The 23,966-nt window shown below is 43.4% G+C and carries 17 protein-coding genes and 1 pseudogene; 7 read left to right on the top strand and 11 right to left on the bottom strand.

All coding sequences use genetic code 11. The annotated features are described in order from the left end of the window. Positions 1 to 11: 11 nt before the first annotated feature. The 5 genes from ACOOE0_RS03865 to ACOOE0_RS03845 all read right to left on the bottom strand — a co-directional run bounded on the left by ACOOE0_RS03865 (position 12) and on the right by ACOOE0_RS03845 (position 5,216). Complete coding sequence (locus ACOOE0_RS03865) at positions 12 to 2,078, bottom strand: TonB-dependent receptor family protein (protein ID WP_420401158.1); 2,067 nt, start codon at positions 2,076 to 2,078, stop codon at positions 12 to 14. Positions 2,079 to 2,111: 33 nt separating this feature from the next. Next, entirely contained in the window at positions 2,112 to 3,218 is a 1,107-nt protein-coding gene (locus ACOOE0_RS03860) for a Gfo/Idh/MocA family protein (RefSeq protein WP_420401157.1), read from the bottom strand. 40 nt (positions 3,219 to 3,258) lie between these two features. Further along, on the bottom strand, positions 3,259 to 3,810 hold the full coding sequence (locus tag ACOOE0_RS03855) for a cysteine hydrolase family protein (RefSeq protein WP_420401156.1): 552 nt from the start codon (positions 3,808 to 3,810) through the stop codon (positions 3,259 to 3,261). 29 nt (positions 3,811 to 3,839) lie between these two features. Next, positions 3,840 to 4,358: a hypothetical protein gene (locus ACOOE0_RS03850; protein WP_420401155.1), complete on the bottom strand. Its 519-nt coding sequence runs from the start codon at positions 4,356 to 4,358 to the stop codon at positions 3,840 to 3,842. Positions 4,359 to 4,421: 63 nt separating this feature from the next. Beyond that, on the bottom strand, positions 4,422 to 5,216 hold the full coding sequence (locus ACOOE0_RS03845; protein ID WP_420401154.1) for an NUDIX hydrolase: 795 nt from the start codon (positions 5,214 to 5,216) through the stop codon (positions 4,422 to 4,424). Positions 5,217 to 5,302: 86 nt separating this feature from the next. Here ACOOE0_RS03845 and ACOOE0_RS03840 point away from each other — a divergent pair, with 86 nt between their 5' ends. From ACOOE0_RS03840 to ACOOE0_RS03830, 3 genes are all read left to right on the top strand, one after another. Beyond that, positions 5,303 to 7,261, top strand: a complete 1,959-nt coding sequence (locus tag ACOOE0_RS03840) for a glycoside hydrolase family 3 protein (RefSeq protein ID WP_420401153.1) — start codon at positions 5,303 to 5,305, stop codon at positions 7,259 to 7,261. A gap of 71 nt (positions 7,262 to 7,332) precedes the next feature. Next, positions 7,333 to 8,097: an exodeoxyribonuclease III gene (locus tag ACOOE0_RS03835; protein WP_420401152.1), complete on the top strand. Its 765-nt coding sequence runs from the start codon at positions 7,333 to 7,335 to the stop codon at positions 8,095 to 8,097. A 63-nt stretch (positions 8,098 to 8,160) separates the two neighbouring features. Continuing rightward, positions 8,161 to 9,201, top strand: a complete 1,041-nt coding sequence (locus tag ACOOE0_RS03830; protein WP_420401151.1) for an NADP(H)-dependent aldo-keto reductase — start codon at positions 8,161 to 8,163, stop codon at positions 9,199 to 9,201. 2 nt (positions 9,202 to 9,203) lie between these two features. Here ACOOE0_RS03830 and ACOOE0_RS03825 read toward each other — a convergent pair whose 3' ends face one another. The 6 genes from ACOOE0_RS03825 to panC form a co-directional block, all read right to left on the bottom strand. Next, on the bottom strand, positions 9,204 to 11,366 hold the full coding sequence (locus ACOOE0_RS03825) for a pyrroloquinoline quinone-dependent dehydrogenase (RefSeq protein WP_420401150.1): 2,163 nt from the start codon (positions 11,364 to 11,366) through the stop codon (positions 9,204 to 9,206). A 71-nt stretch (positions 11,367 to 11,437) separates the two neighbouring features. Further along, positions 11,438 to 12,796 (bottom strand): DNA repair protein RadA, encoded by a 1,359-nt coding sequence (gene radA / locus ACOOE0_RS03820; RefSeq protein WP_420401149.1) that lies wholly within the window; start codon positions 12,794 to 12,796, stop codon positions 11,438 to 11,440. 127 nt (positions 12,797 to 12,923) lie between these two features. Beyond that, positions 12,924 to 14,066 (bottom strand): alpha/beta hydrolase, encoded by a 1,143-nt coding sequence (locus ACOOE0_RS03815; RefSeq protein ID WP_420401148.1) that lies wholly within the window; start codon positions 14,064 to 14,066, stop codon positions 12,924 to 12,926. 24 nt (positions 14,067 to 14,090) lie between these two features. After that, the gene (locus ACOOE0_RS03810) at positions 14,091 to 15,056 is read right to left on the bottom strand and encodes a lysylphosphatidylglycerol synthase transmembrane domain-containing protein (protein WP_420401147.1); all 966 of its coding nucleotides are present in this window, start codon (positions 15,054 to 15,056) and stop codon (positions 14,091 to 14,093) included. Between the two features lie 2 nt (positions 15,057 to 15,058). Beyond that, complete coding sequence (gene panD, locus ACOOE0_RS03805) at positions 15,059 to 15,409, bottom strand: aspartate 1-decarboxylase (RefSeq protein ID WP_420401146.1); 351 nt, start codon at positions 15,407 to 15,409, stop codon at positions 15,059 to 15,061. Between the two features lie 13 nt (positions 15,410 to 15,422). Then, positions 15,423 to 16,271, bottom strand: coding sequence for a pantoate--beta-alanine ligase (panC, locus tag ACOOE0_RS03800; protein WP_420401145.1), 849 nt, complete (start codon positions 16,269 to 16,271; stop codon positions 15,423 to 15,425). A gap of 102 nt (positions 16,272 to 16,373) precedes the next feature. On the opposite strand from panC, the gene ACOOE0_RS03795 reads away from it, so the two are divergent. The 4 genes and pseudogenes from ACOOE0_RS03795 (at position 16,374) to ACOOE0_RS03780 (ending at position 23,947) form a co-directional block, all read left to right on the top strand. Then, positions 16,374 to 17,183 carry a glycogen/starch synthase gene (locus ACOOE0_RS03795; protein ID WP_420401144.1) on the top strand — a complete coding sequence of 270 codons (810 nt, stop codon included), beginning with the start codon at positions 16,374 to 16,376 and terminating at the stop codon, positions 17,181 to 17,183. A 5-nt stretch (positions 17,184 to 17,188) separates the two neighbouring features. Beyond that, complete coding sequence (locus ACOOE0_RS03790) at positions 17,189 to 19,015, top strand: DUF4270 family protein (RefSeq protein ID WP_420401143.1); 1,827 nt, start codon at positions 17,189 to 17,191, stop codon at positions 19,013 to 19,015. Positions 19,016 to 19,128: 113 nt separating this feature from the next. Next, the gene (glmS, locus tag ACOOE0_RS03785) at positions 19,129 to 20,976 is read left to right on the top strand and encodes a glutamine--fructose-6-phosphate transaminase (isomerizing) (RefSeq protein WP_420401142.1); all 1,848 of its coding nucleotides are present in this window, start codon (positions 19,129 to 19,131) and stop codon (positions 20,974 to 20,976) included. Between the two features lie 208 nt (positions 20,977 to 21,184). Next, positions 21,185 to 23,947: pseudogene (locus ACOOE0_RS03780) on the top strand (TonB-dependent receptor). Positions 23,948 to 23,966 lie beyond the last annotated feature (19 nt).

Raw genomic sequence — 23,966 nt, 5'->3', positions numbered from 1 at the left:
GGTTCTTAAATTTAGAAAAGATACCCCAATCGGACACCTCCATATACATTGCGGCCGTTGCCTGGATAAAAATAACGGGGCGGTGCACCTCCAAAACTGGAGGCATTGATCAATACACTTTGGGCATAGTTGGTGTCAAAAAGATTGTTAACCCCTGCATTTAATCCCAAGGAAATGTGGTTAGACAGACTGGTCTGATACGCAAGTTTTGCATGCAGAACGTTGAAGGATTCGCTGTTGAGCGAGTTGTTGTCCCGTAATGGAATCTCATCTACAAATTGATGGGTCAGATTCAGTTGCAAACCATTGGCATGCTGCAAATCCAAGCCAGAGCTAATGCGATGTTTGGGCACCCCGGTCAATGGATTTCCCGAATAGTCGTTGTCCTCATCCACAAAATCCACAAAACTATGATCGTTAAGGGTATAGCTTATGTAGGGAGAGAGTTGTAGGCCTTCACAAAGTGGCAGTACATATTTGGCATCCAGTTCCAAACCTTGATGGCGGGTTTCCCCTGCATTCCTTCCAATAAACTGATCTTCACCTGTGCGCTGCGCCACCAATAGATCGTTAATGTTCATTCTATAAAGTGCAAAATTGAAATAGAGTTTGGGCTTTAAAAAAGTGAGCTTGCCGCCAAGTTCGTAGTTCATTCCAGTTTCCTGGGCAATATCGGGATTGATTACCCCATCAGGCGTCAAGGTTTCTTCCAAACTGGGATTGGAAAACCCTCGGCTTACATTGGCGTATAACCACCCTTTTTTCAATTGGTATTTCAACCCTAAACTGGGCAACAAAATGGCATCAAAATCCCTTTCGGCAGAAGTGTTGGCAGCTCCCGTGTTGAACAAATCCCTGAAATCGTAATTCGTACTGTTGAGGTTCAGGCCAGCTTGGGCATACAAAGCATTGGACAGCGGAAGGGTAAAGGTTCCGAAAAGGTTCAATTGATCTCGGAATTCCCGATTACGACTCAAACGATCTCCTTGCAGACTCCCATTGCCATTGTTATCCCCAAAAAGGTTTTGAAAAGTACCCCAATGGTATTCGTCCTTGTACAGCTCAACGCCAAAACTATATTCACCCGTGGAGAGATTTCCTCCCTGAAACTGGCTTCGCAATCCAAAACCATTGGTGAATTCGTCTAGAATATTGAAGGGCCGTGGCTCGTAATGATCTAAATAGGTGTAAAAAATGCTGGTAGTGTTCTTAAAGTTTTCGGTAAACTCTTGTGTATACGAAAGACCTATCAAAGAATATTTGTTGGCCTCAAAACCTTGTGCGGCCAACCAGTTTCCGGCAGCACGGGTGGGGTCTTCATCAAAATCACTTTGGTTGATGGAACTTGGAATCTGGGCGGTATAGTCAATATAGTTTACTAAAATGCCCAAACTGCTTTTGGTGCCGAGATTTATCTCTGATGCCAACAAAAATCCATCACGTTCAAAGTTGTTGTTCTGCCGATACCCATCTGTTTTAAAATGATTGTAGCTAAAGCTAAGGTTCAAACGTTCTTCGGTATGCTGAAATGTTAGATTGTCCTTGACCATGCTATACGATCCAACGGTGAAGCTATTGGTCAATCGGGTTTCGTTTTCAAAAGCTGGTCTGGTATCCAACAAAATGGCTCCACCCAAATTGGCCCCGAATGAGGTGCCCTTGGGCCCTTTGATGACCTCCATGGAACCTAAATTTTCAAAATCGAAGGCCTCTATGGTGGAAGAACCAGTACCGTTGGTCACGGGAATGCCGTTAAAATATAAGCGAAGCTTATCTGTCCCGAACAAGGTGCGGGCGCCCACCCCACGAATTGTAATTCGATTGGTGTTCAAAGCTCCTGATAGGATATACACCCCTGATACTTGGTTAATGGCTGAGGCAATATCGATGGGATTAAATTTTTCAAAAGTGGAGGGTCCCAAGGTAGATGATGCCGTTATTCCGACGGCTCTCTTGGGAACCACATCTTCGAGTAGTATAATTTCATCCAATTGGGTAATGGAATCCTGTGGGGCCTGTTGGGCACTGGCGGCAATTGCCATAAGACCGAGGAGGAGGAGCGAAGGAATTTTTTTCATGAATGGGCTGAGTTGAAATAGCGATTGATGATTTTATTTTTTTAGGGTGATTGTCTTGCCTTTTTTGGCACTTTTTCGGGCCGCATCCAAGATTTCCATGACCACCAAGTTGTTTTCTATGGAATACAGATTATGGGGAGGCAACTTAATTTTTTTTCGTACTACCGCCTCAAGCAATGCAAACGGGTCATTGTATGGGGCTGGCCGTTCTTCCAAAACCATGGTCTCTTCATTATAGCCATCATAGCCTTCTGCCATGCGGATGCGGAGGGTGTTTCGGTTATCGGCATAGATGGCTCCTGTTAGTCCGTAAACTTCCATATCCTTGCGTCCCATAGGCCAATTCCAGGAAGGTTCCAAAATGGCTTGGGCATCGTCATAGGTCAGGATGATGGTAGCATCGTCGTCCACTTTGGGATTGTTTTCAGGTTGCAGCTGTTGGGTAACTGCTGTAACGGTATTGGGCCGCTCCCCGTTCCGAAGCCAAGTCATAAGATTGGCTCCATAACAACCGAAATCCATGATGGCACCACCGCCATTTTCCACAGGATCAAACAACCAATCCAGAAATTCTTGATTAATGCCCAATTTTGCCGGACCCCTGTGGCCATCACGAACGATGACTTTTCTTAAATCGCCCACCTTTCCCTGTTCCAACAACTCCTTGGCCTTGTGGTTGGTTGGGTACCAAGTAGTTTCATAATTGGTGAGAAGTTGGATGTTATGCTTTTGGGCCAAAGCCGCCATTTTTTTTGCATGGTCCAAGCTTACGGCCATGGGTTTCTCCACCATCACATGAATGCCTTTGGGCGCACAGACCTGTACGACTTCCAGATGATTATAGATTGTTCCGAAGGCAGTTACAGCCTCTGGTTTTGTGGCAGCGATCATCTCTTCAAGCGTATCATAAACCAAATCCATGGAATAGCCATATTGGTCTGCATACCGTTGGGCCAAGTCCTTGTTGGGTTCTACCATACCCACTAACTGGATATCACCTTTGTCTTCCCTTCCCAAAATCCAGTGCACGTGGGTATGGGTCAGACCTGCTACCCCAACCCTTAAGGGTTGTTCTTGGGCAAACGAGGAGGAAAAAGACAATAAAATGGAAAAGATAAAAACAAGTGTAGTACGGAGCATGGGTTGTATTGGACTTTGATCTTATAAAAATAAGAAGGAATTAGCCAAGTTCCTGTAACAAACTTTGGGTATCCTGTATGCTGGCGAACTCGTCTTTGAGGTTGGCCAAAGCAATTTTATGAGCCAAATCGGCGCTATATTTTTCTCCATCAATGCCAATTTTATTGAAGGCAGCGGTGGCATCGGAAATCAAGGTGGTGTTGAATCCTAAATTGGCGGCCATTCTTGTGGAGGTGGATACACAGTGTTCCGTGGTAAGTCCAACAATAACCAAATCCGAAATGTTCTGGGCTTTGAGCTGGGATTCCAAGTCCGTACCTATAAAAGCGCTGTTGACCGTTTTTTGGAAAATGGGTTCACCTTGTCTTGGTTGGACCAAGGGATGAAAATTGTTGCCGGGTTTATCCGGGTGAAGTGGAGATTCAGGATTGATAGAGCAATGCTGCACATGGAAAATGGGAAGCCCCTTAGCTCTAAAAGCTGCCAAAATTTTGCCGCAATTGGCTTCCGCTTCGGGATTATTGCGTTCCCCCCCATAAAAATCGAGTTCTTGGAGACCTTGTTGTATGTCTATCAGAAGTAAGGCTGTCATTGGATAGGATTAAGCCTTAAAATTACAGCTTAAAACCTAAACCCAACAGACAAGGCACCACGAAACATAAAAGTGTCTTGGAAAGCCTCGGGGTTTACATTTCTACCAACCCCGCCGTAAATTTCCAAGGTGAAATTATCGCTTGGGGTAACCCACTTATTTCCCAGTCCCAACCCAAGTGCAATGGTACTGAAGTTGTCGTTTCTTAACCGTACGTCTTCCTCAAGATTCTCTTCGTCCCAAGTATAGTAGAGTCCAAAGGCTTCCACAAAGAGGCCAGTTCTAGGTTGATATCCAAAATAGGCCCTAAGATTGGGACCTATACCAAAATCGCCATTGTAATCTGTAGCGTCATTATTAAAATAAACGGTTCCCCCAAAGCTGGTGTCTTCGGTAAAGTAATATTCATAAGAACCTTCCACCGATCCAGTCGCCAGAAATAGGCCAGCATTGAACTTCAATTCGTGGTTGTTGTCATATCTAGGGTACGCCTGTGCGTTCATTGCTAATCCAGTGAGCAAAATGCTCAAAATCAAGAGTTTTTTCATGATTAAAAATTTGATTTCATCATGAATAATCAATTAGTGTTCCAAAAATGGGAACTGGATGATTCAATATCGGAAACCAATGCCTTCCTCCAGAAGTTGTTCATATTTGGAGGAGTTGAAGGAATAGAGGTAGGGAGCTTTGTTGGCCGCTCCCGACATTAGTTTTTCGTGACGGTCCAGGAAGCCAATCTTTAAGATTTTACGTTGAAAGTTGCTGCGTTCCAAAGACCTACCCAAAATGGCCTCATACAATTTTTGAAGATCGATCATGGTGAACTTTTCAGGAAGCAGAGAAATGCCGATGGGTAGGTAATTCAGTTGGATTTTAAGCTGGTGCATGGCTTGCTGAATGATTTCCGCATGATCGATAATAAGCTCAGGAAGCTCCGAAACATTTTTCCATTCACACCTATCACTCAAAAAATCGGGTCTTGGGGTGGCTTTTCCAATATCGGTCAGTGCAAAATATCCCGTAGTAATGAAACGATGGTCAAACCAATCGATGAAGATCTGCTGATCTTGCTTATTGGGCTTCATCAAGGCCATAATTTTTTTATGGTGCTCTTGCTGACTGTGATCTGACCGTTTAATTTTTCCAAAAGTGTGGAATTGTTTTAGAAAAATGGAGGAAAGACCTGTCCGTTCTTCCAAAACGCGTTGGGCAGCATCGTCCATGCTTTCGTCCTTGAAAATGAATCCTCCTGGCAGCGCCCAAAGGTCCATTTGCTTCCAATTCAACAAGAGGACCTTAAGTTCTTTTTCCTCATAACCAAAGATGACACAATCCACGGAATGTCCGGGAAGGAATTTAGGAATAAGATCTTTTAGGGTCTTGATTTGAGATTCGATATCTGCCATTGAAGCCAAAAATACAAAAAATCTAATGTGTCAATTTGATACATTAAAATAAAATTGTATTATTGTGTCGAAATGATATAATAAACATGAAAAAGTTCCTAAAAATTCTCAAATATGTGCTGCTCACCCTTATCACCTTGCTTCTGGTGGGATGGACTGTACTGTACTTTTCGAAAAAGGCAAAATCCAATGATAATATGGATTTGCTGGGTGAAGAGGCTCCAACCCTGGTTGCCCATGGGATAACATTCCGGGACCTTAACAAAAATGGTAAGCTGGACGTTTACGAAAACAAAAATGCTCCCATTGAAGACCGGGTAAACGACTTGGTGAATCAGATGACCTTGGATGAAAAAACAGGATCGCTGTTTGTGACCATGATTGGATCCACTCCGAGTGGTAAGCCGTTGGAGACTCCCGTCTTATCCTTGGATCCCATAAACATTATTATGTCTTTTGTGCTTCCCTCCAACTCGGAACTCATAGCCAAGAAGAAATTGAACAGCTTTAATATTCTGACTTCCTTGGATGCCAATCTTATGGCTGAATACAACAATACCATTCAGAAAATGGCAGAGCGGACCCGACTGGGCATACCCATTACCATAGCAACGGATCCCCGCCATGGCACATCCAACAATCCAGGAGCTTCCTTGTACACCCCTGCTTTTTCACAGTGGCCCAGTTCTTTGGGGTTGGCAGCCTCCAGAGACACCCTCATGGTCAGGGAGTTTGCGGATGTTGCCCGCCAAGAATATTTGGCCGTGGGTATTCGGTTGGCTTTGCACCCTATGGCCGATTTGGCCACAGAACCTAGATGGGGAAGGACCAACGGAACTTTTGGGGAGGACGCAGACCTGTCTGCAATGATGACCAAAGCTTATGTTCTGGGATTTCAAGGAGATTCTTTGGATACCAATAGTGTGGCCTGTATGACCAAACATTTTTCAGGAGGAGGCCCACAGAAAGATGGCGAAGACCCCCATTTTCCATACGGAAAGGAACAAGCCTATCCTGGGGACAACTTTGATTATCACGTAAAACCTTTCATCAAAGGAGCCTTTGAAGCGAATACCGCCCAAATTATGCCCTATTATGGAATTCCTGTTGGACAGACAAGTGAGGATGTGGCCTTTGGGTTCAACAAGGATATCATTACCGGACTCTTGCGTGATTCGCTCAATTTCAAGGGGGTGGTCTGTACGGATTGGAATATCATCACGGATACCAAAATGGGTGAAGGTCGTGCCTGGGGCGTAGAACATTTGACCATTAAAGAGCGCGTTAAAAAGGTTTTCGACGCTGGATGTGATCAGTTGGGAGGGGAAAGTATTCCTGAGATCATATCTGAGTTGGTAGCGGAGGGTCAGCTTACGGAGGATCGCATTGATGTCTCGGTTCGACGCGTCTTACGGGATAAGTTCAAGTTGGGTCTTTTCGATAATCCATATGTGGATGTCGAGGCATCTACAATTATAGCTGGAAACAGCGATTTTAGAAAAAGGGGAAAATTGGCGCAACAAAAGTCAACCGTACTACTCAAGAATGAAGGCTTGTTGCCCTTGAAAAAAACCATGAAGTTATATGTTCATGGTGTTGAGAACAAAGAGGCCTATGCAAGTTTGGGTGAATTGGTCAACAATCCTGATAAAGCGGATGTGGTCATAGCCCGAATCCAAACTCCCTATGATGAGCGTACCGATTATTTCTTGGAGTCTTTTTTCCATCAAGGCAGATTGTATTACTCCGAGGAAGAGAAAAAAGAAATCTTGGACCTGATACAGGACAAACCTTCCATTGTTGTAGCTACACTTGAACGACCCGCGATACTAACTGAGGTCAGTGCAGAAGCCAATGCTTTGCTCGTTGATTTTGGCACCAGCGACGAAGCATTGGTAGGCCTCCTCTCGGGCGAAGTAAATCCGATGGCAAAATTGCCATTTGAGTTGCCTTCCTCCCAAGAAGCCGTTGAAAAGCAGTTGGAAGATGTGCCCTACGACTCCGAAAACCCTTTGTATCCCTTCGGATTTGGTTTGTCCTATTAGGGGCGAAAGGAATTGGAAACATTCTTTTTCCTAACGGATGACATTGGTTATTTTTAGAGAAAATTTTTCCAATGAAGATTGTTTCCTACAATGTCAACGGTATCAGAGCCGCGTTAAACAAAGGATTTATTGATTGGTTACAGGCGGTGGATCCCGATGTGATTTGCCTGCAGGAAACCAAGGCCATGAAAGAACAGGTGGATGTTTCCCTTTTCGAAGCTGCGGGATATCAGCACAACTACTGGTTCAGTGCCCAAAAAAAGGGGTATAGCGGAGTTGCATTGCTTTGCAAGGAAGAACCGGACCATGTGGAGTATGGCACTGGAATTGACTACATGGATTTTGAAGGGCGGAACCTAAGGGCAGACTTCGGTGATATCTCTGTGATGAGCATGTACTTGCCATCAGGCACCAACATGGACCGTTTAGAGTTTAAATTGACCTATATGGCCGATTTCCAAAAATATGCGGATCAACTTCGAAAGGAGCGACCCAATCTCATTGTTTGTGGGGATTATAACATTTGCCATGAGGCAATAGACATCCACGACCCGGTCAGAAATAAAAACGTTTCAGGGTTTTTACCTGTGGAACGGGAATGGATTGGGAGTTTTATCAAAAGTGGATTTATTGACAGCTTCAGGCATTTTAACAAGGAGCCCCATAACTATACGTGGTGGAGCTACCGTGCCAATGCCCGTGCCAATAACAAAGGTTGGCGATTGGATTATGGCATGGTTAATGAATCATTAAAGGACAGGCTTAAACGTTCAGTGATTCTTTCTGACGCCAAGCATAGCGACCACTGTCCGATTCTTCTTGAGGTGGAAAAATAACATTTCCGTTAAAAAGCCAAAATTCCTATTGCTTATTTTTGCCAATTGTAATTTGATGGCCCAATGAAATATACTAGAATACCACATACCAATATTAGAGTAAGTAAAATCTGTTTGGGAACCATGACCTGGGGGAGGCAGAACACCGAATCAGAAGGACATGAACAGATGGATTACGCCCTTGATCAAGGTGTGAATTTCTTTGATACGGCCGAGCTTTATCCCATTCCGCCCAAGAAGGAGATTTATGCCGTGACGGAAGAGATAATCGGGAGTTGGTTCAAGAAAACTGGGAATAGGGATAAGGTGGTCCTAGCATCAAAGATTGCAGGAAGGGCTGATTTCACCAAATATATTAGGACGACAGGCTTCAGCAAGGATTCCATTATTAGTGCGGTCAACGGAAGTTTGCAACGGCTGCAAACCGATTACATTGATTTGTATCAATTGCATTGGCCGGAACGGAATACCAATTATTTTGGTCAGCGTGGATTCAATTCCCAGATCATGGATCCATGGGAAGATAACATCCACCAAATATTGGAAACACTTAGGGATTTGATCAAAGAGGGGAAAATAAGGCATGTGGGCCTTTCCAATGAAACACCATGGGGAACCATGCGTTATTTGGAGGAGAGCAAGGTACACCAAGATTTGCCCAGAATGCTTACCATCCAAAACCCGTATAGCTTGCTTAACCGACTTTTTGAGGTGGGATTATCCGAAGTTGCAACCCGTGAGAGCATCGGTCTCTTGGCATATTCACCTATGGCCTTTGGCGTGTTGAGTGGAAAATACTTGGATGAAATCAAACCCAGAAAAGGAAGATTGACCTTGTTCCCGCATTATGATCGCTATAGTAGTGATAATTCCACCAAGGCAACACAGCAGTATCAACAATTGGCCCAATACCATGGTCTAAGTTTGGCTCAAATGTCCTTGGCATTTGTGAATACAAGGCCATTTTTGACGAGCAACATCATTGGGGCAACAACAATGGAACAGTTAAAGGAGAACATTGCAAGTATTGATGTTGACCTTTCCGATGAGGTTTTGGACGGAATTGAGGCCATTCACAATGCCATACCCAACCCCGCTCCTTAAACTTATTTAAGGGTGTAGGCGCGGTATTCATCTCCCGAAGGAGTGCCCATTTTGCCGCCGCCACATGCTATGACCACATACTGCTGACCGTCAACATCATAGGTTGCAGGGGTGGCGTAACCCCCAGCTGGGAGCTGGTCCTCCCATAATTGCTGGCCTGTTTTCATATGAAAGGCTCGAATTTTTTCATCCTTGGTCGCGGCAATAAATAAAACCCCTCCTGCAGTAATTACCGGACCACCATAATTTTCTGTTCCTGAAACGGGAATGTTTGGGTCGTTTAACTGCTCTTCATGTCCAAGTGGAATAGTCCAGAGATATTCCCCCGAATTTAAATCGATGGCATTGAGTGTTCCCCATGGTGGTTTTACCACTGGGAACCCTCGATCATCCTTGAATCGACCAAATCCAGCCACTGCATAGGGAACTTTTACCGAAGTTTCTTCAACTCTATGGTCTGTTTCCTCCGTAATTCCAGAGATAAAATTGGATATGGCCCTAATTTCAGTATCATTTAAATTGGGCATTCCAGGCATGGCACCTCGCCCGCTTTTGATCACGGTTGCTATGGAATCCACAGAAAGCCGGTCCTTTACGGTTTGTAATTCTGGAATCCCTGCCAAGCCTTGGAACTCTCCCCCATGACAACGGGCACAATGGATCTGGGCAAGGGACTGTCCTGGATTGCTTTCCTCCCCATCTTTGCCCCCTACCTCCCGCATGCGTACAATCCAGGCCATTTCGTTGGAATTCACATACATAATACCACTTCGCGGATCTAAAGCAGCACCTCCCCATTCGGCTCCGCCATCTGCGCCAGGATACAACATGGTTCCGATGGTATCTATGGGAATAAACTGTCCTTTGGAAGTTATCCCTTTGAATTTTTCCAACACCGTCGGGGGGTCAATATTTTGATCTTTGTCTACAAAGTCATCTACAAAAGCTGGTCTGTTTGGATCATAAAGATCTGTTTCGTTCAATATTTGGCGTGCAAAGGGCTTGGGTTTGGTCGGCAGGGGCTGGGTTGCGTAGGACTCTTCACCTACCAAAGGAGATGAAGGATATGACTTTTCCTCAATCGGAAATAAAGGTTCTCCGGTAATACGGTTAAAAACAAATACGTGTCCGCTTTTGGTTACTTGAGCCACAGCAGGAATCGTCTCGCCATCCTTTTCCATTTCGAAAAGATTGGGTGGTGCGGGTAAATCCCGATCCCATGTATCGTGATGAACCATTTGAAAATGCCATTTGCGTTCCCCAGTGTTGGCATCCAAAGCCAAAAGGGAATTGGCAAACAAATTAGCGCCTGCCCTATCTCCTCCATACCAATCAAAGGCAGCAGATCCTGTGGGAATATAAACCATGCCCCTTTCTTGATCCAATGCCATTCCGGGCCAACTGTTTGCCCCGCCCACTGTTTTGTATGCTTCTTGGGGCCAAGTTTCATAACCCATCTCACCAGGTTGCGGAATGGTGTGGAACGTCCATTCAATGGCTCCGGTTAACACGTTGTATGCCCTGATATGCCCTGGGGAGGAACCAGGCCCCTCTCCAACACGGGTTCCTTGGATAAGCAAGTTTTTATGAATAATTCCCGGGGTATTTGCAACTACGGACAGTTGTTGGGGGTCTCTTCCCAAACCATCCCTTAAATCAATACTACCATCATTCCCAAAGGAACTAATAGGTTTTCCATCCGATATGTTGATCGCAAAAAGGTTGGATCCAGATGAGAAAAAAATACGGCTGGGATCCTCTCCCTGGGACTCCCAAAAGCTCAATCCACGATTAACTCCCAAACCTGAATCCTTTGATTCCGGCGGTTCAAAATTCCATATTTCCTCCCCTGTAGCGGCATTAAGGGCAAACAGCTCCAAAGCTGCGTTTACGCCATAGAGCATCTTATCTACTATCATTGGATTAGTTTGGATTTGGGTGGTTCTTTCATCTTCCAAGCCGCCACTTTTATAGGACCACGCCAATTTCAACCCTGCTACGTTGGAAGTATCTATTTGTTTTAGTGTTGAATAGTGGGTCTGTTCGGGATCACCTAAGTAATGCTGCCAAGTGGTATGATATGTCTTTACCGGATTTTCTTTTTCCTTGGCGCAGGAGAAAATGATCAAACACACCAATAGGGTGAGGGTCTTTACGGATTTCATATATATGTTTTCTTAAATATAAAATATAAGACCCTGAAAACCAGAATTGAGCTGGGAAAATATCTTGTTGGTTAAAACAAGGAGTGGACTACGTCCTCAATTTTTGAAACCAATTGAATTTGAATTGCCGTATTTTTTAATCCGATCTTGTTGTTTTTGGAAACGAAGATTTTGTTGAAACCCAATTTTTCGGCTTCAATGATGCGCTGATCAACACGCTGTACGGGTCTAATCTCCCCGGCTAGACCAACTTCGGCAGCAAAACAAACTCCCTTTTCAATGGGAATATCAGAATTGCTGGACAAAATTGCTGCCACCACAGCCAAATCAATGGCGGGGTCATCCACAGAGATTCCCCCTGTAATATTCAGGAATACATCCTTGGCGCCCAACTTAAACCCAGCTCGTTTTTCCAAAACCGCCAAAAGCATGTTCAGTCTTTTTGCATTGAATCCGGTGCCCGAACGTTGCGGGGTTCCATAAACAGCGGTACTGACCAAGGCTTGGATTTCTATCAGAAGAGGTCGCATTCCTTCTACGGTTGCTGCTATGGCCGTTCCGCTTAAATCTTCTTCGTTTTTGGAAATAAGGACTTCCGAGGGGTTGTTTACTTCCCTTAGGCCACTGCCTTGCATTTCATAAATGCCCAGTTCAGCTGTGGAGCCAAATCTGTTTTTTAAAGAGCGGAGGATACGGTACACATAGTTGCGGTCTCCTTCAAACTGCAATACGGTGTCTACCATATGCTCCAAGATTTTGGGGCCGGCGATGGTACCATCTTTGGTAATATGCCCCACCAAAATGACTGGGGTGTTACTTTCTTTGGCAAACTTGATCAGTTCTGCCGTGCACTCCCTTATTTGGGAAATACTTCCCGCAGCCGATTCAATATAATCCGTATGTAGCGTTTGTATGGAATCTATTACCAGCAGGTCCGGCTCCAGGGCACTTATCTGTTGAAAGATGTTTTGGGTTTTGGTCTCTGTGAGGATATAACAGGTTTCACTGTTGGGATGAATACGGTCTGCCCGCATCTTGATCTGCTTTTGGCTTTCTTCACCCGATACATATAGGGTTTTGTAGTTAAGTTTCAAGGCAATTTGAAGGAGGAGGGTACTTTTTCCTATCCCGGGTTCGCCACCTAAAAGAATCAGGGAACCTGGGACAATGCCCCCTCCCAATACTCGGTTAAACTCCTGGTCTTTGGAATCCAACCGCAGTTCTTTTTCGTTGGTAATTTCGGCAATTTTTAAAGGACGGGATACCTTTTTGGAGGTACCACTATCAGTTTTCCAGCTTCTTTTTTCCTCTTTTTGAACTACTTCTTCCACAATGGTATTCCACTGTTTGCAAGACGAACATTGCCCTACCCATTTGGGGTATTGGGCACCACAGTTTTGACAAAAGAAGGCAGTTTTGGTCTTGGCCATTTGTTGTTAAAGAAGACCCCAAAGATATGGAATATGATGTATGGATTTTTAGATGGTTGCATTATAGGATTTCCAGGATTCATTTTTCGAAAAATCCATCTATCCAATAATCTAACTTTCCAAGAGATTAATATCCAAAATCCGCCTTAAGGGCGTCAATTTTATCCAGGGCCATGTCTTTGGTAAGAAAATCGATTTCTTCCATTTGGAAGGCTTTTTCAAAAGTTTTAAAGGCTTTCTTGGGTTCGCCAAGCTCCTCGTAGTATTCCCCTTCAAAGTAAAAGCCCATCATGGTGTCCGGATACTGTTTTTTGCAGATTTCGGACAGGGGTTTCAAGGATTCAAAATCGTCTTTTTTAAGGCAGGCCGCATAGATGGCCATGATGTCATTGAGCTCCACAGGTTTTCTGAAACCGAGCAGATTTTCAATCATGTCATACCGATCTTCAAGATATTTAAATACAGGCTCATCCGAAGTAAGAATTTCCGTTTTGTATTCTTTGGGGCTTATCGGCCTAAATATCTTGAACACGTTGTCAAAAGCTTTGCTTATGCCATAAGCGGCTATGGAAACATGGTCGGCATTGTTATATTCATCAAAAAAGTAATGCAAGCTTTCCTTATCTATGGATTTGATGGCATTGTTCATTTGAAGAATACGCTGTCTGTCCTCTGTTTTTTCCTTTTCCAGAACCACATTGTAAAAAATCTGTTGGTTTAGGTCGGACAATCTTGAAGGGACACGACTTTCCATTTCCGTGGCCAAAACAGGGGAAATGGACAGATAGGAGTTGAATAGTGAACGATCCTTGAATAAAAAGTAATTTCCAAAGTTGGCGGTTATATCGTAGCCCACAAACATTTTAAAAGGGGCAATATTGTAGCTGGTTTCTAGATAGGGAATAAGTTCCGTGCCCAAAAACTCATAAAAGTTGGCACCTTTTTCTGTAGGGAGGCCAGTGGTCTGTTCAAAATCACAATCTTCCCATCTGATGTCACCCTCGGCTTGATGAACCCCAACAATAATTGTCTCCGGCATTCTTTGATGCTCACTATAGAATTTGGCATTGGCCACCACCAAATCAAACAGGTATTCTGCATCAAGGACCACGATCAGAGGATATTTTTGGTCTTCTGAATAATTCTCCGGGAAATAATAGGAAACATCCCTGCGCTCCTGAAGTTTGAAGGATTCAAAGATTTCTTTTTGAACTTGGGCACCAAGCTCAAGGCACAATAGGCCAGTTAGAACCAATAGCCATTTTTTCATTGGATAGGATTTGATGGTAGGGGTTTACCGATTTCTATTCAATAACGGCAACACAATAAAGGATATTGTGCCAAAAACCACCACCATTAAGGTCTGTGCGGTCCACATGATCCATCCATAGGCGTCGCCGGATGTTTTGCTAATACCGTATACCGATAAAGCTGCTGTTACCATGATGGGGAAAAGCCCCAAACCTCCATTGGTGGTAGCCATGGCAAAGGCGCCGGCCACAAAGGCTACCAAAAAGGCACCGAGAGGTAGATCAGTGGTTTCGGGGACAGTAAATTTTATCACCCAGAACATGGCAATGTAGCATGCCCATATCAGCAAGGTGTGGAAAACAAAAGCGCCCCTGCGCTTCATTTTAAAAATACTGAGCACACCATCCAAAAGACCGGTGAGAAAGGTTTTTATTTTGACTGCAAGCTTGGATGAAGACTTTTTTATAAGCCTAATGGAAATTAGAAGGCCAACAACTCCCACCAAGAGCAGTGTCAAAGACCCAGCAAGTCCAATTCCATTTTCCTCAAGAATGCCCAGAATCACATCGGTTTGCACTAGCAACGCGATGGTAATGATAAGCAGCAACATGATCAGATCAATAATTCTTTCCGTAACAATGGTGCCAAAGCCTTTTTCAAAAGGAACATTTTCATAGGTGTTCAACGCTGTGGCCCTTAAAAACTCTCCTGAGCGCAAGACCAAGGTATTGGCAAAATAACTGGTAAGGATAATGAGCACATTATTGACCAATTTGGGACGATATCCCATGGGATCTAAAAGATAGTTCCAACGGATTGCTCTGGAGACATGGCTCAAAATTCCAATGGCAACCGACAACACCACCCAAATAGGGTCGGCATTTTTAATAGCCTCCAAAATTTTTGTTCGATCCTCCGGGGTTGTTGAAGCGTAGGAATAAAACACCAGCCCCAAACCGATAAGGATCGGAACGGCAATTTTTAGGAATTTTTTGAGGGAATCGCTCAAAACTAGTTTAGCATATTGGTTTCCTCGTTGGGGAAGACCAATGCAGGATTAAAGGATTTGGCTTCCTCTATACCCATCCATGCATAAGTGATCAAAATAAGTACGTCGCCAACTGCAACCTTGCGTGCAGCGGCACCGTTAAGGGTAAGCTCCCCAGAACCCCTTGGCCCTGGAATCGCATAGGTTTCCAATCGCTCACCGTTATTGTTGTTCACGATTTGTACCTTTTCTCCCCTGATGATATTCGCAGCATCCATAAGGTCTTCGTCAATGGTAATACTCCCAATGTAATTGAGATCGGCACCAGTGACCTTTACTCTATGGATCTTTGATTTTACTACTTCAACTTGCATGGCGCAAAATTAATTAATTCAATCTTAGATTGTCTATCAATCGGACTCCATCAGCATAAACGGCAATGAAAGCCCTATATTTTTGGTTTGCCTGTTTTTTGTTCATTGGGGTTAAGGTGTCTTCATCCGTGATTTCAAAATACTCCAACTCCAATGTTTTGTTTTCGGCAAATTGGGTATTAACCCAGTCCTTAATTCCTTTAGCACTTTCCGTGCCAAATTTAGCCTTGGCAGCTTTTAAGGTTTTGTATATAAATCCAGCTTCTTGCCTAGTCGAAGGAGAGAGGCGTTCATTACGTGAGCTCATGGCCAAACCATGGGCTTCCCTTTCAATGGGGCAACCTATTATTTTATAAGGTAGTTGCTTGGCTTCCACCATTTTCTTAATGATTTGGAGTTGCTGAAAATCTTTCTCTCCAAAATATGCCGTATTTGGGGATACTGTTCTTAAAAATAATTCCACGATGGTTCCAACACCGTCAAAATGTCCTATTCTAAAGGCCCCTTCCATGACCTTGTCAAGTCCGTCAAAATCATAGGATTTGGAGACTACTTGATCTCCATAGATTTCGGATGCTGTTGGAGTAAACACTACAATGTTTGGGTCAACACTTTGGAGTAGGTCCAAATCTTTTTCAAGATTTCTGGGATATTTCTCCAAATCTTCTTTTTGATCAAATTGGGTTGGGTTTACAAACACGCTTACAACAACAACATCGGTTTCCAGAATGGCCTTTTTTACCAAAGACAAATGGCCTTGGTGCAACGCCCCCATGGTAGGTGCCAAGCCAATGGTACGATTTTTGTTTCTTTCATTTTGCAGGAAGGATTGTAAATCCTTCTTACGGTCAAATACGTGCATAGCGCAAATCAAAAGCGTGCAAAAATACTATAAATACTGCTAATCAGCATAATTTTTGTACTTTTGCGCCTACGTTTTTCGGATAAGCAAAAGAAAGTGTTTATGAATGGTAAAAAGATATTGTTTGTATCTTCTGAATTAGTGCCCTACCTCCCAGAGAATCAAGTTTCCTTAATGTCGTACGAAGCGCCCAGAATGGTTAACAGCAATGGGGGTCAGATTCGCATATTCATGCCCAGATACGGGAATATCAATGAGCGGAGACATCAGCTTCACGAGGTTATTCGTTTATCAGGGATGAATCTGGTAATCAATGATATGGATATGCCGTTGATCATTAAGGTTGCATCTATTCCAAGGGAGAGAATCCAGGTGTACTTTATTGATAACGATGAGTACTTTAAAAGAAAAGCAACCTTTGCCGATGCGGAGGGCAATCTTTTTCCTGACAATGATGAACGTGCCATTTTCTTTGCCAAAGGGGTGGTTGAAACCGTAAAAAAACTGAATTGGTCTCCAGATATTATTCATGTTCACGGTTGGATGGCTTCCTTGCTTCCCTTATATCTAAGGGAATACTATTCCGATGAACCCTTGTTTGCGGATAGTAAGATTGTTACCTCCGTGTACGATAGAGGTTATGAAGGAGAGTTGGATGGGAAAATGATCAACAAAATTGCTTTTGACGGGATCAAGGAGGAGCAGATAGCTTCGCTTACAACACCTGACTATAATAATTTGTTAAAAGTTGCAGTGGATTATTCCGATGCGGTTATTTTAGCCTCGGAGGAGATTTCAGAGGACTTGAAAAGCCATATTGCAAATCTTTCCAAACCCGTACTGCCCTATGTTTCTCTCCAAGAGGCAGAAGAGGCGTACACAAATTTCTATAAGACAGAAGTTTTAAAATAAATTGCATGAAATTTTCTAGGATTATATGGGTTTCAGCCTGGGTTGGAACTTTATTTCTAATCAATACATCCTGTGAGGAGGAATTGGGCACCCTAGGTGAGGGTGTGGTTGCGGGAGAACCGTTTACCACGGGGAAGGCGGAGTATGAAGTTTTTGCCTTTAACAAGGGAGTGGAAGCCGTTCAGACCAACAAACTTCCCCTTTATCAGTTAGGAACCTTGAATGATGGGGTATATGGAAAAAGGAATGCCAGTATAGCTTCACAACTTTGGTTGCCAAATGGCGGACAAGGAAATCCGATTTTTGGTGAATTTTCGCAAGAGACAGAGGACAATGCGGACAATGACGAAAATGACAATACCATTCAAGAAAACGAGACCGTAAAGGAGGTCTTTTTATACATACCATTCCAATTGCCCCCAACTACGCTGAGGGACAATGATGGCGATGGTGTGGAAGATGAGTTTGATAACGATTCAAGCGACCCTAATTCCGATGAGGATGGGGATGGGGTTTCAGATAATGAGGAACGCATCATTGGGTCTGACCCTTTTGATCCCGATGAGGATGGAACAGGAGAGGATTTCATTGCCAATACTTTTGCAAAACGTTTCGATTTGGACAGTATTTTTGGGGATAGGACCCAAGCCTTCAATCTTAAGGTTTCTTCTTTCACATACTACCTAAGGGACTTGGATCCGAATACCAATTTTGAGGAGGCTCAAGAGTATTTTTCCAATCAGGATTTTTCGGCATTTGTGGATCAAGAGCTTTTTAGTGGAGAGGTCATTGTAAATAACGAAGAGGAGCTGGAGTGGTTTGAGGACGATCCTGAAACAAGTGACGTGGATGAATCGCTTCAAGTAGAAAATAGAATTGCGCCTGGAATTCGCGTTCCCTTGAACAACGCTTTTTTCCAAGAGATTTTGGACAAGGAAGGGGATGCCGAATTAATCAGTCAAGCCAATTTTTCAGACTATATCCGCGGCATACATTTGGCAGGTTCTTCAGATAGCGAGGAACTTATGTTTTTATTGGATTTGACGCAAGCCACCATTACCATCACCTACGAATTTCAAGATTACAATTCCACCGAGGAAGAAGTAGAAACGGTGGAACGTGATTTTGTCCTGAACCTTCTGGTCAACAATAATGGAACGATTTTGGGAAATGCAGTCAATATTTTGCAAGATGATATTTTGCCTGCGGATATTGCCAACGCCCTTGATAATGGTGAAAATGCGTCCAAAATATACGTCCGTGGAGGTACTGGAACCTTTACGGAAATAAGGTTGTTTGAAGAAACCATCAATGGCGGCGGGGATTTGATAAATCAAATCAAGCAGAACAATTGGATCATTAACGAGGCCAATCTTGTCTTTTATGTAGACCGTACTACCTTGGATGCATCAATGGGGATTTCCGATGAACCATCCAGGTTGTACCTATATAATGCGGAAACCAATCAGCCAATTTATGATGCCACAATAGAAACCAGTAACACCAATGAACCCTTAGGGCTTTTCTTGGATTTTGATGGCATCCTTCAAAGAGAAAATAATCAGGGGACCCAGTACAAGTTTAGAATTACGAATCACATCAATGATATCGTGGTAAGGGATTCTACCAATGCCAGATTGGCGCTAACCGTGACTTCCAATATTGGAATTGCTGCAGTTTTAGAGGCTATGGGTTCGGTTGAAGAAATTATTGACGTACCTGTTATGTCCAACATTAATCCTTTGGGAACTGTATTGTTTGGTAGCAACGTAGATGCCGCCGATGAGGACAAAAAACTCAAGCTTGAAATTTATTACACGGAGGCCAACTAGGCATACCATTCATAGACTTTTTTCGTTTTATGACTTACAGGCGTCAAAATTTCCCTTTTTGGGACTAAATTTGGCAACAAAGTCATTCATCAAATAGCTTAAAACTCAATCATATGTGCGGAATTGTGGGGTATATTGGTCATAGGGATGCGTATCCTATTATTATTAAAGGTCTGCAACGTTTGGAATATCGGGGCTATGATAGTGCCGGAATAGTTCTGTTTGATGGGGTGGACACCCATTTGTCCAAAACCAAGGGAAAGGTAGAGGATTTAAAAAAGAAGAGTGAGGCCACCATTACCATGGATGGTAAATTGGGATTGGGCCATACCCGATGGGCTACCCATGGTGTGCCCAACGATATTAATTCACACCCACATTATTCCAATTCCGGGGATTTGGTCATAATCCACAATGGAATCATTGAGAACTACGAATCCATTAAAAAAGCACTTACAGAACGCGGTTACACCTTTGAATCGGATACGGATACCGAGGTTCTGGTTAATTTGATTGAGGAGGTAAAGAAAAAAGAAGGAGTGAAGCTGGGACAGGCTGTACAAATTGCCTTGAACCAGGTGGTAGGGGCTTATGCCATTGCTGTGTTTGACAAAAACAAGCCCGATGAAATTGTGGTGGCAAAACTGGGAAGTCCCTTGGCCATAGGAATTGGTGAGAACGAATATTTTATAGCTTCCGACGCATCTCCCTTTATAGAATTCACGAACAATGCCGTTTACCTAGAAGATGAAGAAATGGCCATTGTGAGGATTGGAAAGGAAATCAAATTACGCAAGATCAAGGATGATGCCATAGCCTATCCAAATATTCTTGAGCTTCAAATGAATCTTGAAGAAATAGAGAAAGGCGGCTATGAACATTTCATGCTCAAGGAGATCTATGAGCAACCACGTGCTATTCTGGATACTTACAGGGGTCGCTTACTGGCCGATCAAGGCATTGTTAGAATGGCGGGAATTGACCAGAACCTGGAGAAATTCCTTAATGCCAACAGAATTATTATTGTGGCCTGCGGTACCTCATGGCACGCCGGCTTGGTAGCAGAATATATTTTTGAGGACATGGCACGCGTTCCCGTTGAGGTGGAATACGCTTCCGAGTTTAGATATCGAAACCCCGTTATCACGGAAAACGATGTACTGATTGCCATTTCCCAATCTGGGGAAACCGCAGATACCTTGGCGGCAATCAAATTGGCCAAAGAAAAAGGAGCATTTGTGTTTGGGGTATGTAATGTAGTGGGTTCCTCCATTGCAAGGGAGACCCATGCAGGTGCCTATACCCATGCCGGACCGGAAATTGGTGTGGCTTCGACCAAGGCGTTTACGACACAGATAACAGTACTGACCCTGATTGCATTGAAACTTGCCCACGAAAAGGGTATTTTCTCTGAATCCAAGTACCACGAGATATTGACCGAGCTGGAAAGCATTCCATCCAAGGTGGAAAAAACTTTGGAATCCAATGCGCTGGTCGAGGAGATTTCAGAAATATATAAAGATTCCTCCAACTGTCTTTATTTGGGAAGGGGCTATAACTTCCCTGTAGCGTTGGAAGGGGCATTAAAATTGAAGGAAATCAGCTATATCCATGCCGAAGGCTATCCAGCGGCCGAAATGAAACATGGCCCCATCGCCTTGATCGATGAGCAAATGCCTGTGGTGGTCATCGCCACTAAAAAAGGTCATTACGAAAAAGTAGTGAGCAATATTCAAGAGATCAAATCCAGAAAGGGTAGAATCATTGCCATTGTAACCGAAGGAGATGAGCAAGTGAGGGAGTTGGCCGATCACGTTATAGAAGTTCCAGAGGCTACTGAATGTCTGACACCTTTATTGACAACCATACCGCTTCAATTGCTTTCGTACCATATTGCCGTGATGAGGGATTGCAACGTAGATCAACCCCGGAATTTGGCCAAATCGGTTACCGTGGAGTGACCTTCAGAATTCGATAATACTTTAAAAAGCTTTCGATTTTCACAGTTTTTTTGTTAAAATGGTAGATAAAACGCACTTTTTTTAGCAATAAAGTACTATGCATGCATAATTTTTTTTGATTTTGACGAAATCAAATGAAAAAAAATGTATCTTCCGCCTGCAATGCTTAACACACTTTTAAAACTATTTTAACTCAAATTAAAAACTGATGAGAAGACTAGTCATTCTTTCCTTCATGTTGTTTGGTTACCTAACTTATGCGCAAACAACAGTTCAAGGAACAGTAGTTGATGAAAATAATGAACCCATTCCTGGGACCAATGTTGTCCTGGTTGGAAAAGCAGAAGGAACCACTACGGATTTTGATGGAAATTTCACTTTCAATACTTCAGAACAGCCCCCGTTTCAACTTCAGTTTACGGCCATAGGTTTTGCAGATTATGTAGCGGATGTAACCTCAAACAATTAAACACTTTCAATTGTGATGTCAGAGGCCTCTACTTTTTTAGATGAAATTGTAATCTCCGCTTCCCGAACCCCTGAACGAATCTTTGAATCTCCGGTATCTGTGGAACGGTTTGGTCTTAAGGAAATCAAAAACACAACCGCGGAGTCATTTTATGGAGGACTTCAAAATTTAAAGGGAGTAGATATAAACACCAACAGTCTAACCTTCCAATCCATTAACACCAGAGGTTTTGCCACTTTTGCCAACAACCGTTTTTTACAGTTGGTGGACGGCATGGACAATACTGCGCCCGGACTAAATTTTGTGCTGGGTAACCTGGTGGGGATGTCAGAATTGGATGTACAGAGTGTGGAAATCCTTCCAGGAGCATCTTCCGCACTTTATGGTGCTGGCGCCTTTAATGGTATTTTGTTCATGAGAAGTAAAAACCCTTTTGATTTTCAGGGAATCAGTGCCTATGGAAAAACGGGAATTACTTCCCAAGAAGCTGCTGGGGATAACAATTATTATGATTTTGGTGTAAGGGCCGCCCATGCATTTAGTGATAAGTTGGCAGTTAAAGCAAACATTTCCATTTTAAAAGGGGAGGATTGGCATGCCAACAGCATTTTGGACCTGGCTAATCCTGGAGCCGATCGTTCCAATCCAGCATATGATGGTTTGAACGTTTATGGGGATGAGGTTTCAACTACCTTGGATTTTGATGCCGCTGCCGGGCTACCCAGTGGAACCGTTGGAACGGCAACGATTTCAAGAACAGGATATGATGAAAGGGATTTGGCAGATTATAATGCAGAAAGTGTAAAGACCGATTTTGCCATTCATTACCGACCTTTTGGGACGGATTTGGAGTTGATTTACAATGGACGGATTGGTCGAGGTACAACAATTTATCAAGGTTCGAACAGATATGCTGTTAGTGGGTTTTCCATGCAGCAGCATAAATTGGAACTTAAAAATGACAACTTCTTTATTAGAGGGTACCTAGTTTCTGAAAATTCTGGGGATGCATACGATACCCGTTTTGCGGCAATCAATTTAAACCGAAGATGGAAGGGAGATACCCAATGGTTTACGGAATATGCAGGAACTTATATCCCTACTTATCTTGGAGGGATACAGCAAGGAGGTCTTACCCCTGAGCAAGCTTCAACCGCCGCGCATGCAGCAGCTAGACAGGCAGCAGATACAGGACGACTGATTCCGGGAACGCCTGGATTCCAAAGTGCATTCAATGCGGTAATCAATGACGGGGATTTGACTACAGGTGCCAAGTTTATCGACAATACCAAATTCCGTCATATTAACGGAAATTATAACATAGCACATTTAATAGATGATTGGGCGGACATTCAAATTGGCGGATCGTTTAGGGAATATGAATTGAATTCAGGAGGAACAATCTTCACGGATTCAGATGGCCCTATTACCTATAATGAATATGGAGCTTATGTTCAAGTGCAAAAAAAGTTTGCAGACGATCGCTTCAAATTTACTGGGTCCGCACGTTACGACAAGAATGAATTTTTTGATGGGTTTGTTTCTCCTCGAGTTGCTTTGGCATACACCGCAGGCGAAAACCGTAATCACAACATCAGGATATCTGCCCAGCAAGGTTTTAGAAACCCAACCACCCAGGATTTGTTCATTGGTTTGGATGCAGGTGCTGCCATATTGGTGGGTTCTGCTCCGGATAACTTGGATAGGGATGTAAGAACTTTTGAGGTAAGTCAAAATGGTCAAGGCCTGATTGGTCAGTCGACTGTGGACATTGTGGGAAGAGCAGCCTATGAGAATGCCTATTCCCTGAATTCTGTATTAAGCGGTGCTCCTGAAGCAGTTAACACATCCGTAATCAAACCAGAGGAGATTACGACTTTTGAGGCTGGTTATCGTGGACAGATTGGAAAGTTCACTATTGATTTGAGTGGATACTACAACAGGTATAAGGACTTTATTGCCAATGTAACCGTTTTGGTTCCGTACTATGGAACTGCGGGTGACGGTGGTCTTTCATTATTGGCCCTACAAAACGGAGATAGAAAACCGTATCAGACATATACCAATTCCACAGTGGATATCAATTCATACGGAGGAACCGTTGGAGTGGACACCAAAATTTTTGGAGATTTTGATTTGGGGGTTAATTATACCTATACTGAACTTGATTTTGACAAGGCCAGGTTCCCGGATTTCAGAACCAACTTCAATACCCCCAAGCACAAGGTCAAGGCGTCTTTTGGAAATACAGAGCTTTTCAAAAACTTTGGATTCAATGTGAATTATAGGTGGAGTGATAGTTTCTTCTGGGAAGCTTCCTTCGCGGATGGGGATGTGCCTTCCTTTACGGTACTCGATGCGCAAATGAATTATACTGTGCCCAGTATCAAATCCGTGTTTAAGGTAGGGGGATCAAACCTTTTGGGAGATGAATACTTTACTGCTATAGGTACTGGAAATATAGGTTCTATTTACTATGTTTCTTGGACCATAAATCCATAACAATTGACATTAAAAAAGT

This window comes from Flagellimonas sp. (assembly GCF_965215805.1).
GTDB lineage: Bacteria > Bacteroidota > Bacteroidia > Flavobacteriales > Flavobacteriaceae > Flagellimonas.
The sequence above is the reverse complement of the archived record's forward strand: the minus strand, read 5'-3'. Positions and strand labels throughout refer to the sequence as shown.

Bases quoted from the DNA above. Each gene is read 5' to 3' on its own strand.
- ACOOE0_RS03865 (WP_420401158.1), bottom strand. From the start codon at position 2,078: ATGAAAAAAATTCCTTCGCTCCTCCTCCTCGGTCTTATGGCAATTGCC.
- ACOOE0_RS03860 (WP_420401157.1), bottom strand. From the start codon at position 3,218: ATGCTCCGTACTACACTTGTTTTTATCTTTTCCATTTTATTGTCTTTT.
- ACOOE0_RS03855 (WP_420401156.1), bottom strand. From the start codon at position 3,810: ATGACAGCCTTACTTCTGATAGACATACAACAAGGTCTCCAAGAACTC.
- ACOOE0_RS03850 (WP_420401155.1), bottom strand. From the start codon at position 4,358: ATGAAAAAACTCTTGATTTTGAGCATTTTGCTCACTGGATTAGCAATG.
- ACOOE0_RS03845 (WP_420401154.1), bottom strand. From the start codon at position 5,216: ATGGCAGATATCGAATCTCAAATCAAGACCCTAAAAGATCTTATTCCT.
- ACOOE0_RS03840 (WP_420401153.1), top strand. From the start codon at position 5,303: ATGAAAAAGTTCCTAAAAATTCTCAAATATGTGCTGCTCACCCTTATC.
- ACOOE0_RS03835 (WP_420401152.1), top strand. From the start codon at position 7,333: ATGAAGATTGTTTCCTACAATGTCAACGGTATCAGAGCCGCGTTAAAC.
- ACOOE0_RS03830 (WP_420401151.1), top strand. From the start codon at position 8,161: ATGAAATATACTAGAATACCACATACCAATATTAGAGTAAGTAAAATC.
- ACOOE0_RS03825 (WP_420401150.1), bottom strand. From the start codon at position 11,366: ATGAAATCCGTAAAGACCCTCACCCTATTGGTGTGTTTGATCATTTTC.
- radA (WP_420401149.1), bottom strand. From the start codon at position 12,796: ATGGCCAAGACCAAAACTGCCTTCTTTTGTCAAAACTGTGGTGCCCAA.
- ACOOE0_RS03815 (WP_420401148.1), bottom strand. From the start codon at position 14,066: ATGAAAAAATGGCTATTGGTTCTAACTGGCCTATTGTGCCTTGAGCTT.
- panD (WP_420401146.1), bottom strand. From the start codon at position 15,409: ATGCAAGTTGAAGTAGTAAAATCAAAGATCCATAGAGTAAAGGTCACT.
- panC (WP_420401145.1), bottom strand. From the start codon at position 16,271: ATGCACGTATTTGACCGTAAGAAGGATTTACAATCCTTCCTGCAAAAT.
- ACOOE0_RS03795 (WP_420401144.1), top strand. From the start codon at position 16,374: ATGAATGGTAAAAAGATATTGTTTGTATCTTCTGAATTAGTGCCCTAC.
- ACOOE0_RS03790 (WP_420401143.1), top strand. From the start codon at position 17,189: ATGAAATTTTCTAGGATTATATGGGTTTCAGCCTGGGTTGGAACTTTA.
- glmS (WP_420401142.1), top strand. From the start codon at position 19,129: ATGTGCGGAATTGTGGGGTATATTGGTCATAGGGATGCGTATCCTATT.